14 protein-coding genes and 2 rRNA genes are annotated in these 14,377 nt (G+C 40.8%); 5 read left to right on the top strand and 11 right to left on the bottom strand.

All coding sequences use genetic code 11. From position 1 onward, the window contains the following. Nucleotides 1-3: 3 nt before the first annotated feature. Nucleotides 4-315 carry a hypothetical protein gene (locus QQK00_RS14585; protein ID WP_284218344.1) on the top strand — a complete coding sequence of 104 codons (312 nt, stop codon included), beginning with the start codon at nt 4-6 and terminating at the stop codon, nt 313-315. Beyond that, nucleotides 312-1,991, top strand: a complete 1,680-nt coding sequence (locus tag QQK00_RS14580) for a Na(+)/H(+) antiporter subunit D (protein ID WP_284218343.1) — start codon at nt 312-314, stop codon at nt 1,989-1,991. Before QQK00_RS14585 ends, QQK00_RS14580 begins: the two co-directional genes overlap by 4 nt. 145 nt (nt 1,992-2,136) lie before the next feature. Here the strand turns inward: QQK00_RS14580 and QQK00_RS14575 are convergent, their stop codons facing one another. Beyond that, on the bottom strand, nt 2,137-3,033 hold the full coding sequence (locus QQK00_RS14575; RefSeq protein ID WP_284218342.1) for a sulfite exporter TauE/SafE family protein: 897 nt from the start codon (nt 3,031-3,033) through the stop codon (nt 2,137-2,139). A gap of 83 nt (nt 3,034-3,116) precedes the next feature. On the opposite strand from QQK00_RS14575, the gene QQK00_RS14570 reads away from it, so the two are divergent. Both QQK00_RS14570 and QQK00_RS14565 read left to right on the top strand, forming a co-directional pair. Further along, complete coding sequence (locus QQK00_RS14570; protein WP_284218341.1) at nt 3,117-3,614, top strand: DUF2244 domain-containing protein; 498 nt, start codon at nt 3,117-3,119, stop codon at nt 3,612-3,614. A 38-nt stretch (nt 3,615-3,652) separates the two neighbouring features. Then, complete coding sequence (locus QQK00_RS14565; RefSeq protein WP_348521159.1) at nt 3,653-3,994, top strand: DUF6482 family protein; 342 nt, start codon at nt 3,653-3,655, stop codon at nt 3,992-3,994. Nucleotides 3,995-4,150: 156 nt separating this feature from the next. Here the strand turns inward: QQK00_RS14565 and adk are convergent, their stop codons facing one another. Together adk and QQK00_RS14555 are read right to left on the bottom strand one after the other, a co-directional pair. Then, a complete protein-coding gene (adk, locus tag QQK00_RS14560; RefSeq protein WP_284218340.1) occupies nt 4,151-4,795 on the bottom strand; it encodes an adenylate kinase in 645 nt (214 codons plus the stop codon). A 99-nt stretch (nt 4,796-4,894) separates the two neighbouring features. Beyond that, the gene (locus tag QQK00_RS14555; RefSeq protein ID WP_284218339.1) at nt 4,895-6,418 is read right to left on the bottom strand and encodes a methyl-accepting chemotaxis protein; all 1,524 of its coding nucleotides are present in this window, start codon (nt 6,416-6,418) and stop codon (nt 4,895-4,897) included. Between the two features lie 72 nt (nt 6,419-6,490). Here QQK00_RS14555 and QQK00_RS14550 point away from each other — a divergent pair, with 72 nt between their 5' ends. Then, on the top strand, nt 6,491-7,750 hold the full coding sequence (locus tag QQK00_RS14550) for an ABC transporter substrate-binding protein (RefSeq protein WP_284218338.1): 1,260 nt from the start codon (nt 6,491-6,493) through the stop codon (nt 7,748-7,750). Nucleotides 7,751-7,803: 53 nt separating this feature from the next. Here the strand turns inward: QQK00_RS14550 and htpG are convergent, their stop codons facing one another. The 8 genes from htpG to QQK00_RS14510 form a co-directional block, all read right to left on the bottom strand. After that, on the bottom strand, nt 7,804-9,726 hold the full coding sequence (htpG, locus tag QQK00_RS14545) for a molecular chaperone HtpG (RefSeq protein ID WP_284218337.1): 1,923 nt from the start codon (nt 9,724-9,726) through the stop codon (nt 7,804-7,806). 96 nt (nt 9,727-9,822) lie between these two features. Next, the gene (gene recR / locus QQK00_RS14540; protein ID WP_284218336.1) at nt 9,823-10,422 is read right to left on the bottom strand and encodes a recombination mediator RecR; all 600 of its coding nucleotides are present in this window, start codon (nt 10,420-10,422) and stop codon (nt 9,823-9,825) included. Between the two features lie 14 nt (nt 10,423-10,436). Continuing rightward, nucleotides 10,437-10,763: a YbaB/EbfC family nucleoid-associated protein gene (locus QQK00_RS14535; RefSeq protein WP_284218335.1), complete on the bottom strand. Its 327-nt coding sequence runs from the start codon at nt 10,761-10,763 to the stop codon at nt 10,437-10,439. Between the two features lie 11 nt (nt 10,764-10,774). Further along, nucleotides 10,775-12,925 carry a DNA polymerase III subunit gamma/tau gene (gene dnaX / locus QQK00_RS14530; protein ID WP_284218334.1) on the bottom strand — a complete coding sequence of 717 codons (2,151 nt, stop codon included), beginning with the start codon at nt 12,923-12,925 and terminating at the stop codon, nt 10,775-10,777. A 9-nt stretch (nt 12,926-12,934) separates the two neighbouring features. Continuing rightward, a complete protein-coding gene (gene apt / locus QQK00_RS14525) occupies nt 12,935-13,471 on the bottom strand; it encodes an adenine phosphoribosyltransferase (RefSeq protein ID WP_284218333.1) in 537 nt (178 codons plus the stop codon). Between the two features lie 26 nt (nt 13,472-13,497). Continuing rightward, complete coding sequence (locus QQK00_RS14520; protein WP_284218332.1) at nt 13,498-13,626, bottom strand: hypothetical protein; 129 nt, start codon at nt 13,624-13,626, stop codon at nt 13,498-13,500. A 230-nt stretch (nt 13,627-13,856) separates the two neighbouring features. Then, nucleotides 13,857-13,972 (bottom strand): 5S ribosomal RNA (gene rrf, locus QQK00_RS14515). A 236-nt stretch (nt 13,973-14,208) separates the two neighbouring features. Continuing rightward, nucleotides 14,209-14,377 (bottom strand): 23S ribosomal RNA (locus tag QQK00_RS14510); the annotation flags it as partial.

The following is a 14,377-nucleotide window of genomic DNA, read 5'->3' as shown; positions in this document are numbered from 1 at the left end:
AATATGAAAGCACAAGAATCAACGACAGAAAAAGTCTCCTTCTTCGACAACCCGAAGAATATAAAAATCATGATGATTGTTTTTTATGTATTATGTGCCTTATTAGTCTTACTAGATTTTGTAGTGCATCGTCATATTTATCTCGACTTCGAAAAAATTCCTACCTTCTACGCATTGTACGGTTTCGTTGCTTGTGTCGTACTCGTTGTACTTGCCAAACTCATGCGTAAAGTCGTTATGCGCGACGAAAATTATTATCGTGATAGAGACGATCTAATTGGGACAGAAAGCAAAGATGAGGAGCATCAGTCATGATCGATTATGCCATTCCCGCATTTTTACCTTTCTTTGTTGCCGCAGCAATTGCCTTGATAATACCGCATAAATTTAGGTTTGCGCTAATATTGGTCCCCATAGTCAACGGTATTTTACTCTATACCTCTGGGCTAAATACCGCGAATATATCTTGGCAATTACACAACTTCGATATACAAATCATGGATGTAGACAAACTTAGCTTAATGTTTGCGTATCTATTCCATATCGCTTGCGCTATTTGCTTGATATACGCAATGCACTTAAAAGATAAACTCCAATTAGTCTCTGGTTTAACTTATGCAGGAAGTGCCATAGGTGCAGTATTCTCCGGCGACTTTATTACCTTGTTTATATTTTGGGAGCTGCTAGCAGTTACGAGTGCGTTTCTTATTTTTGCGCGGAAAACCACCGCTGCTCAAAATGCTGGTATTCGCTATCTTATTATTCAAATATTATCTGGCGTCGCGTTGCTCATCGCCGCCATTATGCACTTTAACGATATTGGGTCTTACGACATCGACTTTGTCGGCCTAGGTACGACCGCGTCCTATCTATTTTTATTCGCCTTTGGTGTTAAAGCCGCTTTTCCTTTCCTGCATACATGGCTAACTGATGCCTATCCAGAAGCAACGCCAGTAGGTACTGTCTTCTTATCAGCGTTTACCACAAAAGTAGCTATTTACATGCTCGCACGCACCTTTCCTGGTGAAGATTTGCTTGTGTACATTGGTGCCGCGATGACATGCTTTCCAATCTTTTATGCCGTTATCGAAAATGATCTAAGGAAAGTACTCGCTTACAGCTTAATCAACCAACTTGGGTTTATGGTATGTGGCATCGGTATCGGCACAGCACTTGCGTTAAATGGCGCAGTTGCACATGCTTTCAATGACGTGATTTTTAAGGGGTTGTTATTTATGACCATGGGCGCAGTGCTGACTAGGGTGGGTCACGTAAATGGCTCAGATTTAGGCGGCTTGTACAAAACAATGCCTAAAACAACGGTATTCTGTATAGTAGGCGCCGCCTCTATTTCGGCGTTCCCGCTATTTAGTGGCTTCATAAGTAAAAGCATGGTGATGGCCGCAATGATCGAAGCTGGGCACGAATACTTATGGCTAATGCTATTGTTTGCCTCCGCCGGCGTGTTCCATCACGCAGGAATTAAAATCCCGTTTTTTGCGTTTTTTGCTCATGATTCAGGTATGCGCCCTAAAGAAGCGCCAACAAATATGCTTATTGCTATGGGAATCGCGTCAGGGCTTTGCATTGCTTTTGGTAGTTACCCTTGGTTAGTTTACCATCTACTTCCGTGGGACAACGTCTATCAACCATATGATGTTACGCATGTACTTACGCAACTTCAGTTGCTATTCTTTTCTGCACTCGCGTTTGTATGGCTCAATAAGCAAGGTTTGTATCCGCCCGAATTACGATCTGTAAATCTAGACAGTGAGTGGCTCTACAGAAAGGTTTTGCCGGCCACTGGAGGAGTTCTTCATAACGCCATGGCATTCTCGCTACATATGAGTAAACGTACCTTCCTTCTATTTAAGAGCTTAGTGCCGAAAATGCATATAAATGAGGGAGCCAATGCTGCGACATTAACCTATAGGATGGTCATCGGCTTTGTCATACTAGCAGTTATTGCATTTATTACCGAGATTATGTAAATAACCCGAACTCTGTATAAACACAGGTTTGCACCATTCCTTATGCAGAGTTCAAGCTAAATGTAATATCGAGGATAGACAATCCAATCATTGGATTAATGATATTGGGTATTGGGTATTACGTATTGACTTAGATCGCCAATGTTCATTGCCACAACGGCAAACCCGCAATGCCCATGACTAATATCCAAGTTGCAAAAAATAGCTTCAGGCGCGCGGGAGAGAAAAAAAGTACAACATGCTTAGCAATCATTCCGCCAATAACAGCGCCCGCACCTGCGAATAAAATGATATCCCAATAAATCGCTTGTGACTCCGTGATATGGTAAGTAATACCACCCCAAACTGAAAACGCACTCAAGATCACAGCTAACGCAATGGCAAACGTAATATTAAAACCTCGCAAAATCAAATAAACTGCAACCAACTCACCTACTCCTACCGATAACCAAGCCGTAATGATACCGCCTGCGAATGCGATCACAGTTAAGCATATAACATCTAATACAGAGAACTGAGTACGAATAGTTTGGCGTGTCATTAATGGAATTGACATATATATAAATACAGCAAGCAATATAGAAAACAAACCAAAATAAACATGCAGCGATTCGGATACACTTTCGCCTAAGGTGGCTAATAAGAACTGTGCCACCAAAACACCTGCGATAGAGCATGGGACAGTAGTGACTAATCCCCTGACTAAGCCAGTCCATTCCGGATCATCAGAATGAACACGTTTATTGTGCTGCCACCATGTTATTGCCCCAGCGCTCATACCACAACACTGAATAGCGAAGCTTGTTGCGACAATAGTGATATTGTCTAGACCTAACTGATTGAAAAACGGTACAAAAACAACACCACCGCCCGCACCAGTGGAATTTGCGAAGATAGCACCAGCAATTCCCAAAAACAAAAATCCTGAATATTCAACCAACAAACTAGAAAAATCTGATTGGAATACTAATATTATTAACCACGCTGAAATTAACAACAGCTTGATCTTATGTTCATTAATTTGTTGTATAAGTTGACTCATCTATTCCAAAACATATTGATACTACGAGAGCGTAATACTGCTAACAAGGACAATCCGAGCGATTATAACCAAGGCAAGGACTTATGGTCATTAAAAGTTTGCAATCTAATCATATACTCATTGATTTACGACCTAACAAATCTGCTACTTGGTATTCAACTAAATGGGCTATTGCGCTTTTATTTTTCGTTATGTCGACGATTGCTGTAGGTTGGGCCTTAGTTGGCGTATGGGTAATACTACCTTTTGCAGGCATTGAATTTTGTGTATTTACATTTTTAATTTACCACGTATGCAAGCAAACTTATCGTTATCAACGTATATATGTTTATGCCGATTATCTGAAATTCGAATGGATCGACGGTAAGCATTATCACTTAGAAAAATTATCTCGAAAGCACTTATATGTGAGATATATCGAAACAAAGCGAGATTGGCAGTTACCCAAACTAACTATCTCCAACCCGGAAAAAAAAGTTGAAGTAGGTGAATTTCTGAACTTGAAAGACAAAGAACACCTTAAACACTTGCTTGAAGATATTGGTCTAATCGTCATAAGAAAGCATTGGTGGAAGCACTAGCGTATACAAAATTACGTACGTCCTTCAAATATTTTTTAATGTATATCACACAAAAATATGATCCCTTATGCAGACATGCAATGTACAAAGTTCTCACTTGTTTATTTTTCGTTCAACAAATGAGGCTATATATGAACCTATTCATTGAATCCATTGAAGGTGGTATGTACATCGCGGGAATTGGAAGTGATAAAGCAACATCTTTCTTAAAAGATAGCTACAGAAACTCCCCATCATTTCAATCCATTACAGATATAAGGGAACAAGTTTCTGGACAACATTTCGACAAGATATTTTTAAAACAAAATACGCCGTATGATGAGATGTGTGGCTCTGCAGTAGAAGACGATAAACTTATGATTGAGCTAGAGTGGCGCTAAACCTCACTTTTTTTGGATACCTGTTGTTTAAAAAGCGGCCTAGTGTAGGCTTGTTAACTTGAAATGATGAATTAGATTAGCTTTTTAATAAAAAAACCGCCTATTCGGCGGTTTTTTTATTTCAGTACTTAAAGATAGAACTAAACTTCAATGATACTAGCTTAAGATATCTGATAACTCCGCACTCACATCGTCAACGGCTTTAGTCCCGTCAATCTTTGAGTACTTACACAATCCATTTGACGCAGCTGCTTGATAATAGTCGACTAAAGGTTTAGTTTGTTCATGGTAGACACCGAGGCGACTTCTCACAGTATCTTCTTTATCATCATCTCTAATGCGTAAATCATCACCCGTAACGTCATCTTTACCCTCAGATTTAGGTGGATTGTAAACTACGTGATATACCCTTCCTGAAGCAGGATGAACTCGTCTACCACCCATTCTATCGACAATAACATCATCCGGTACATCAAACTCAATGCAGTAGTCTACCTTTACATTAGCTTCTTTCATGGCATCAGCCTGAGGAATTGTTCTCGGAAAACCATCTAACAAAAAGCCATTTTCGCAATCACTTTGTGCAATCCGCTCTTTTACTAAGCCGATAATTAAATCGTCAGAGACGAGTTGACCAGCGTCCATTACCTTTTTTGCAGTTAGACCAAGTTCCGTGCCAGCCTTTATCGCCGCACGTAGCATGTCACCTGTAGAAATCTGTGGTATCCCAAATTTGTTCATCAAAAACTGGGCTTGAGTGCCCTTTCCCGCGCCGGGAGCGCCAAGAAGAATGATGCGCATTAAGCGTCCTCCAACCAATATTTTAAAATTGACAAACTGTACAGCTTAGCTTGTCGCATAACAAGTGAAAAACGCCTAAATTGTCCTATTTTTGAGCAATTAGTCCACTTTAAATCGTTCAACTAACTCAAATACTTCGTGACTCATCGTAACAATTTCTTGATTGACTGCAGAACTCTGCTGAGCCACCTGTAAAGTTTGCTCGTTGGTCCCTTTTATCACTTCAATATTCGTTTTTATTTCTTGTAGGTTATTCTTTTGCTCATCAGTATCTCGGGCAATGATTCTAGCGCCGTCTAAATTTCCTTCGATGGAGGTCTTGATCTCTTCGAAGGTTTTTTCGGCATCATTGACTGACTCCACATTTTCAAATGCCATTTTCTGCCCCGTTTGCATTAAATTGAGCGTTTCTTTTGATTGCTGCTGCAAGGTAGTGATAATGTCAGTGATCTGTCCGGTAGATACTTGCGTTCTCTGCGCTAGCGTTCGCACTTCGTCCGCGACAACCGCAAACCCTCTGCCTTGTTCACCTGCCCTTGCAGCCTCAATTGCCGCATTTAACGCAAGTAAGTTAGTCTGTTCAGCGATTTCCTTTATCACTTGTATGACGGTATCAATCGATTGAGAATGCTTTTCTAACATTTCAGTTTTGTGAGTAGATTCTTCCATATTGCTCGCCAGTTGCTTGATCATATCAGCAGCACTATTTACTTTTTGCATACCATGCGATGCGAGCGAGCTAGTATTGTTAGTCGTTTCTGATGTAGATGCCGCTTGACCGGCAACTTCCATTGCAGTGTCTTCCAAGGTATCGACAGTGGCCAAAATACTCTCTACTTGTTGATTAAGTGCTTCGACTTGCTGATTCAGTTGGTCGGCATTGTACTGGCTAGCTTGGGCACTGCCATCAAGAGTCCGAGCCACCACAACGACTTTAGTAATAACAGAATGGATGTTATCAATAAAGCGATTAATGTAATTTGCTAACTTACCTAGCTCGTCATCGCGTTTTATACTAAGCCGCTTAGTGAGATCACCGTTTCCATCAGCGATATCTTTTAAACGGAGGTTAATCTCATCCAAAGGCTTAAGTACCAACTTAACGACAAAAAAGTTTAGGAAGATAATTAGCACAGCGCTTAAAAATAACAACTGCAATAAGCCTGTTAGTATGACGCCCAACAATGCCTCATCTAAAGCCCTCGCACTAAACGTAAGTTCGATGCTGCCGGCTTCTAATGCATCGCCTTGGTCAAGATATTTAATAGGCTTAGTCAATGTCAGAAAAACGTCACCCGCGAATGGCGTTGAGATTTCCTCTTCTGATTTTTCATCCCAATAGGTTTCGAATAATTTTTCTTCGTCGCGATTAAACGCTTTAACACCCACTAGGCCATTTGTGCCTAGCTCTACACTGGCAATTTGCCGAGAACTTGCGACATTATAATTCCACATAGAATCCGTTAATGTTACGCCCATTCTAGTCGATGTATTGTTAGCGGCTTGAGTCATTTCATCCCGCAATTTGAGATGGTTGTTAATTGCAACAATGATCTGAGATACAAATAAGGTGATAGTGACAACAGCGAAGGACGCAATACTAAGCTTCTTTCTTAGGTTCATATTTACCTCGTATTACACGGAAATACTCAAGAAGGATTTTAATTATGCGATCCAAATTGAGGATTACCAGTAATGCCCAAACAAGTTAGTTTAAAATTTGACAAAATCCTTCAATGCTTGATTACGATGGCAATATGCTTGCTAATTGTTCCGCAAGCATTTCCTAATACCGTTGAAATAGCTGTGCTCTCAACCTCAAGCCAACAAAGAGCGGTTTATGCTAAACACGAAAAAGATTTTGAACAAAAACATCCCGACATTGATGTAAACATCAAATTTTTGTCGGACGCCGATTTTAAGCAAGCTTTGAGCCAATGGTTAAATAATGCAAACGGCCCCGAAATATTGACCTGGCAAGGTGGACAACGACTTTTCCAGTTGGTGGCGCAAAAAAAAGTTTTAGACCTCAGCGAATTTTGGAAGAAACACGGGTTGTTAAAAAAATTCAGCGTAAGTTCAACCAATGCAATCAGTGTGGATGACTCTCGCTATGGTGTGCCTGCATCGTACTATCAATGGGGAATATATTATCGACAATCATTATTTGATAAATTGAGCCTATCGCCACCTAAAACATGGCAGGATTTAATAAAAACATGCGAAGTATTATTAAAAAATGAAATTACACCAATCACTATCGGGGCGGCAAATAAGTGGACGTCTGCTGCATGGTTTGACTATTTAAATTTAAGAGTAAATGGCCTTACCTACCACCAAGAGCTACTAATGGGGGAGCATTCGTTTCGCTCTCCACAAGTAAGAGAAGTATTTATAAAGTGGCATGAACTATTAAACAAAGGCTGCTTTACTGATAGGTTTAATGGCTGGGATTGGTCTCAAGCAATGCCATTTCTTTATCACAAAATGGCCGGAATGACCTTGATCGGAAACTTCTTCGCTAGCACTTTGCCAAAAACACTAGAAAATGATTTTCGGTTTGTCGCATTTCCAACAATTAATCCCGAAATGCCACTTTATGAAGAAGCACCTTTGGATTTGTTTATGGTGCCAAGTTACACGAAAATGACACCCGCGATTGAACAAGTTCTGTTGTCGTTAACAAGTACGAATTTTTTAGCCTTACTAAACGACGCCGCAACCACCATATCACCAACAGCTGAAGTGCTCACGCCAAGCAAAAACTATTTTATCTCAGAAGGTCAAAACTTATTGTCTAAAGCGAAAGGTGTATCCCAATTTTTTGACAGAGATACCAAGGCTGCTATGGCCAGCGCGTCTACAGAGATTTTCACACGTTTTATGGTACATAAAGACATTGAACGAACGTTAAACGAGTTGGAAGATGCTAGAGAACGCTTTTTATTAAAATAAAAAAAGCCTGAAGTGCTTTCTTCAGGCTTTTAAGGTTTAATGAGTTTCCGGATCTACTTAGCCAGAGCTGCCAACAGTCCGTTTAAATTACTCACAAAATTCGCAGGGTCTTTTAAGCTACCTTGCTCGCTAAGTGCAGCTTGATCAAACAACACATTTGCCCACTGAGAAAACTGTTCTTCATCTTGCACATCGGCAACCAGCTTCACTAGATTGTGCTCGGGGTTTAGTTCAAAATGATATTTTGGTTCTGGCGCTTCTTGTCCAGCTGACTGAAGTAGCTTCGCCATTTGAGTCGACATACTGTCTTCGCTAGCAACGATTACTGCTGGTGAATCAGTGAGTCTGTGAGTAAATTTCACTTCTTCTACTTTATCACCTAATGCTGACTTTATGCGCTCTAACACACCTTCTACCGCTTTTTCTGCTTCTTCCTTAGCCTTTTTAGTTTCTTCATCGTCTAAGTCACTTAAATCGATATCAGCACTAGCAACAGATTGGAAAGATTTTTCTTCAAACTCAGTTAGATGACTCATCATCCATTCGTCTATACGTTCACCCAATAACAAGACCTCAATGCCTTTTTTGCGGAACACCTCAAGGTGAGGACTCGTGCGTGCAGCTTGGTAAGAATCAGCAGTGACATAATAAATCTTGTCCTGACCTTCTTTCATTCGCTCAATATATTGTGACAATGACACATCCGTGTCATTTGCGTCATTGTGCGTTGAAGCAAAACGAAGTAGCGCCGCAATCTTGTCTTTATTAGAGAAATCTTCAGCAGGTCCCTCTTTAAGCACGTTACCAAATTCTGCATAAAAGGCTTTGTAATCATCTGGCTTATTTTTAGCCATACGCTCAAGCATGGTTAATACGCGCTTTGTACAGCCTTGACGAATCGCTTGAGTAATCTTGTTATCTTGAAGAATTTCACGCGATACATTTAATGGCAGGTCATTTGAATCAAGTAAGCCTTTTACAAAACGTAAGTAAGTAGGCATAAACTGTTCTGCGTCATCCATAATAAAGACACGCTGAACATAAAGTTTTAGACCACTTTTCTGCTCGCGGTTCCACATATCAAATGGCGCTTTACTCGGAAGATACAACAGGCTTGTGTATTCAGTTTTACCTTCTACTTTATTATGAGACCAACTAATTGGATCTGCAAAATCATGAGAAATATGCTTGTAAAATTCTTTATATTCGTCTTCAGACACTTCAGATTTATCGCGAGTCCATAGTGCCGTCGCCTTATTGGCTACTTCCCATTTGCCAGGCTCTGCAGGTGTTTTTTCACCATCAGGGCCATCTTGTTCAGGTATTTCGTCTTTCCATAGTTCGACCGGGATACTAATGTGATCAGAGTATTTTGTCACAATCGAACGCAAGCGCCACGCATCAAGGAATTCTTTTTCGTCGTCTTTTAAATGCAAAATAATTTCAGTACCACGATTCTCTTTTTCAATCGTCGCAACTGAAAATTCACCTTCGCCTTCTGATACCCATTGAACGCCCTCAGAAGTATCATCGCCAGCCGCTCGTGTATTCACTGTCACTTTGTCTGCAACAATAAATGCAGAGTAAAAACCAACACCAAACTGGCCGATAAGCGATGAATCTTTTGCTTGATCTCCAGACAACTGACTAAAAAATTCAGCCGTCCCAGACTTCGCAATGGTACCTAAATTTTTAACGACATCGTCTTTATTCATGCCAATGCCGTTGTCACTAATTGTCAGTGTTCCAGCATCTTTGTCAAAACTAAGTCTAACTCTAAGTTCACCGTCACCTTCGTAGAGATCGTTGTTCGACAGTGCTTTAAATCTCAATTTATCTGCGGCATCTGCTGCATTTGAGACTAACTCTCTTAAGAAAATTTCTTTATTCGAGTACAAAGAATGAATCATTAATTGAAGTAACTGTTTTACTTCGGTTTGAAAACCATGTGTTTCGTGTTGAACAGTCTCAGCCATTGCCAAGGGTCTCCTATTGAATTACTTACTAACTTACATGCTCACTATATTTGTGGACGTTAGTCGTATTTTCAATAGGAAATGTAAGAAATTATTTTAAAACTTACGGCGTCCAGTAAACGCGTGCGTGAGCGTATTACCGTCAATATATTCCAATTCACCGCCAACAGGCACACCATGTGCTATCCGTGTTGCTGCAATGCCTTGTTTTTCGCACATTTGAGAAATGTAGTGCGCAGTAGCTTCGCCTTCAACGGTAGGGTTAGTAGCGAGAATTACTTCGTCAATTTTTTCGTCTTCGAGCCTGCGCTGTAATACGTCTAAGCGTAATTCGCTAGGTCCAATACCATCAATAGGGGATAAATGCCCCATAAGCACAAAATAGCGCCCTTTAAATTGCAATGTCTGTTCTATTGCGATGACGTCTTGCGGAGATTCAACGATGCAAATCTGCGCGCTTTCAGCCCTTCGGGGATCGTCACAAATATGGCAAATAGTTGATTCAGTAAATGTTCTGCAACGTTCACAATTACGTATATGCTCCATTGCATCATGAAGCACTCTACTTAAATGGAGCGCACCATCTCGATTGCGTTCAAGCAAGTTAAACGCCATACGTTGTGCACTTTTAGCACCGACGCCTGGTAAACATTTGAGTGCTTGGATAAGTTGTTCTATTAAGGGGCTCGCTGACACAGCACTATCTTAAATTAGAAAGGCATTTTAAAGCCTGGCGGTAAATTCATTCCGCCAGTCACTGAAGACATTTTTTCTTGTGAAGCTTCCTGCACCCGGCGAACAGCATCGTTTAGCGCAGCTGCGACTAAGTCTTCAACCATTTCCTTGTCGTCTTCCATCAAAGACTCGTCAATTTCCACTTTACGTACATTGTGGTTACATGTCATCGTAACTTTTACCATGCCAGCACCTGATTCGCCCGTCACTTCCAGTGTTGCTAATTCGTCTTGAGCGCGCTTCATTTTTTCTTGCATTTGCTGGGCTTGTTTCATCATATTGCCCATGCCACCTTTAAACATAATTACTTCTCCTATCTAGGCTCTATAGAGCCGGGGATTACTTTTGCGTTAAATGCCTTGATCAATTCTTGAATAGCCTCGTTTGTATTGACTACTTCTTTCGCATGATCTAAACGCATATCATTAATGTCAGTTTGTATTTCATAGGGAGTTTCATTTACATCATGAAAAGAAACTACCAAAGGTATAGGTTTACAAAATTTCTGCTGCAAGGCTTCTTCAACAGTACGTACATTGGATTCTACATTTAAGTGTTGATCTGCCTCAGAAATTTTTATTTCTAACGAATCTTCAAAAGAAATGACTTCGGAATGAAGCAACAATTGCCGCGCTAAAGCCCTTACGCCAAGCTCATCTACAAATCGGCTCCAATCATCTACTTGAGCAGCTTGAACAAGCTTTTCACCGGTATCCAAGTGAGAGCTTAATGTATCAACGGTCTTACCAAACGCTTTTGGCGGCTTTGGAGCTTCTACCTTGTCAGCAGTAACTACTTCAGACTTTTTTACAGGGAGCTCTGTCCCCTCTTCGTCGTCTGATACATTCAGCTCATCAAATAAGGCCATTTTCTCCATGGTCTCTTCGAGCGTATCTTTAGCCGACTCATTAGATACCGAGTGTTGCTTTAGTGCTGTACTATCATGTAATACTTGATCTTCTTGGCCTGTGCCTTGAGGCGCAGCAGCAATACTATGTTCAAAATCATTGTCTTCAGGCGCATTCACCATGCTTAGCATAGCGTTCATTTCATCCAAATTGTCACGATTCGAGCCTAGCGGAACGATGCTAGAATCAATATTCCCTTCGTGTGCTGGTGTTGTTTCTTGAGGTGTAACAGACGCAAAATATTGTTCACTTGTAATTGGGTCCGCGACAGTACTTGGCGCTTCAATAAGTACTTCTTCAGGCTCAAGGGAAGACAAACCTTCGTTTTCTGTAACTATACTTTCCGTAGCAATGCTTTCTGCAACATCATGCATTGCTTCATTATGATTGTTTGTAGTTTTTAGTTGGGAATGAACAACATGAGATTCACTTTTATTACTTTCAAAATCTTCAATATTAATATCAATAGATTTTACCGGGCTGAAAGCAAGCATTCTAAGTATTGTCATTTGCAAACCAGCAAACCCATCAGGTGAATACGGTAAATCACGTTTTCCATTTAATGCTATTTGATAGAGCATTTGAGCATGCTCAACAGAAATTGCTTTAGATAAAACGTATATAGCTTTAGGGTTGTTACTATCTAGTTTACAGACATCGGGGACAATCTGCGTGAGGCTAATTTGATGGAAAGTGGCCATTAACTGCACTAGTACTTGAGAGTAATCTGGCGAATCTTGGCAAATCTGTGTCAGTTGTTCGATTGCCTCATTACCATCTCTCTCACATATCGCTTTAGCTAGTTTTAAGACCAAATTACGATCGAGTAGTCCCAGCATAGTCATTACGACTGTCGTTGTTACTTTGTTATTACCTTGTGCAATAGCTTGGTCAGTCAAGCTCAACGCATCTCTCATACTGCCGTTGGCTGATTTTGCTATATGATGAAGCGCGTTAAGATCATACTCTATAGATTCGTGTTTTAGTATCGACTCTAATTGCCCTTGAATTTGTTCTACGCTGAGCGCCTTCAAATTAAACTGCAAGCAACGAGAAAGAATGGTAACTGGCAATTTTTGAGGATCAGTTGTCGCTAATAAGAACTTAACATGTGGAGGTGGTTCTTCGAGTGTTTTCAATAACGCATTAAAACTATGCTTTGATAGCATATGCACTTCATCGATTAAATAAACTTTATAATCACCACGTGTAGGCTTGTACTGTACGTTGTCTAATAACTCTCTTGTATCTTCAACCTTTGTCCGAGAGGCCGCATCTATTTCGAGTAAATCAACGTACCTTCCGTCGTTTATATCTGCGCAGGTATTACATTTACCACAGGGATTAGCACTTTGTCCTCTCTCGCAATTTAAGCTCTTTGCAAAAATTCTTGCGATTGTAGTCTTACCGACCCCTCGCGTACCTGTAAACAAATAGGCGTGATGCAGTCGATTATTCTCTAATGCATTGGTGACCGCATCAACAACATGCTGCTGTCCGACTAGTTCCGCAAACGTATGAGGTCGCCACTTTCTGGCAAGGACTTGATAGCTCATAAGACTAGTTTAATCGCCTTCGAATGTGCAAATTGTATACGGTGTGATACCAGCATCCAGCAATTTAGCTTCACCGCCAATATCTGGCAATGATATCACAAAGCCAGCATCAGCTACGTGCCCGCCTAATCTACGAATCAAATTTGCCGTTGCTATCATTGTCCCGCCTGTCGCCAAAAGATCATCAATCATGAGTACTTTGTCGCCCTCGACAATGGCATCTTTATGAATTTCAAGTACGTCACTACCATACTCTAATTGATATGATTCACTGATTACATCACGAGGTAACTTCTTAGGTTTTCTTACAGGTATAAAGCCGATACCAAGCTGTAATGCTAAGGGTGCACCAAACAAAAACCCTCTGGCTTCTGTGCCAACGACTTTAGTGAAGCCTTTGTTACCGAATTCGGCTTTAAGTAGATCGATACACGCTTGAAATGCTTCCGGCTTCTGTAAAACACTGGTGACATCCCGGAACATAATGCCCGGCTTTGGATAATCAACGATTGTTGTTATTGCATCTTTAATTAATTGAGATGACACAACGTTTCCTTGTATTAAAGGGTTATTTAATTACTGAAAAAGAAAACATACCAACCTGCAATGATATGTAGTAAAGGAAATGCAACTAATGCCGCAACTATGCCAAAAAAGTACCACCAGTTGAAAGCTTCTTTAAACTCGCCATTATCAGCCACAAATATGTCCTCAGGTAATCTTAAAAAACAGGCAAGAATACTACTTGATCTAGGTCAAAAAACCTAGAGCAATTTGTTGTATGGCAATATATTTTTGATTTGATATCTAAGGCAAAAAACAAGGTATTGGAGCAGTGTCCATTAGCCTGCTTTTTATCATGCCCATAAAACGCAGGCATAAAAAAACCCGCAGCACGTGCGGGTTTCTGTCTCTTCTCAGAGAATTAAGAGTCTGGCGATGTGCTACTCTCACATGGGGAATCCCCACACTACCATCGCCGCTAATACGTTTCACTACTGAGTTCGAGATGGGATCAGGTGGGACCGTATCGCTATGGTCGCCAGACATAAACTGGTATGTCTTTAACTATTCAGAAAGCTGGTAATCAATACATCCAACAGAGTCACAACTCTATCGTCTTTAATATCTTCGTTAGCATGTCATTACACACTTCACCTTCTTCAACCTCCCCCTTTAGCGAGGGCATAATGTGTCAGTCGAATTTACTTCGACGTTTACGCACATTATCACGACCACTTGCAACGCAAGTGCTTGTAGGTAAAAAACAATTCAGGTGTTGTATGGTTAAGCCGCACGGGCAATTAGTACAGGTTAGCTTAACGCCTTACAACGCTTCCACACCCTGCCTATCAACGTCGTCGTCTTCAACAACCCTTCAGAGACCTCAAAGGTCTTGGGATGACTCATCTCTGGGCCGGCTTCCCGCTTAGATGCTTTCAGCGGTTATCC

This window comes from Agaribacter marinus (assembly GCF_030160655.1).
Classification (GTDB): Bacteria; Pseudomonadota; Gammaproteobacteria; order Enterobacterales; family Alteromonadaceae; genus Glaciecola; species Glaciecola marina.
The sequence above is the reverse complement of the archived record's forward strand: the minus strand, read 5'-3'. Positions and strand labels throughout refer to the sequence as shown.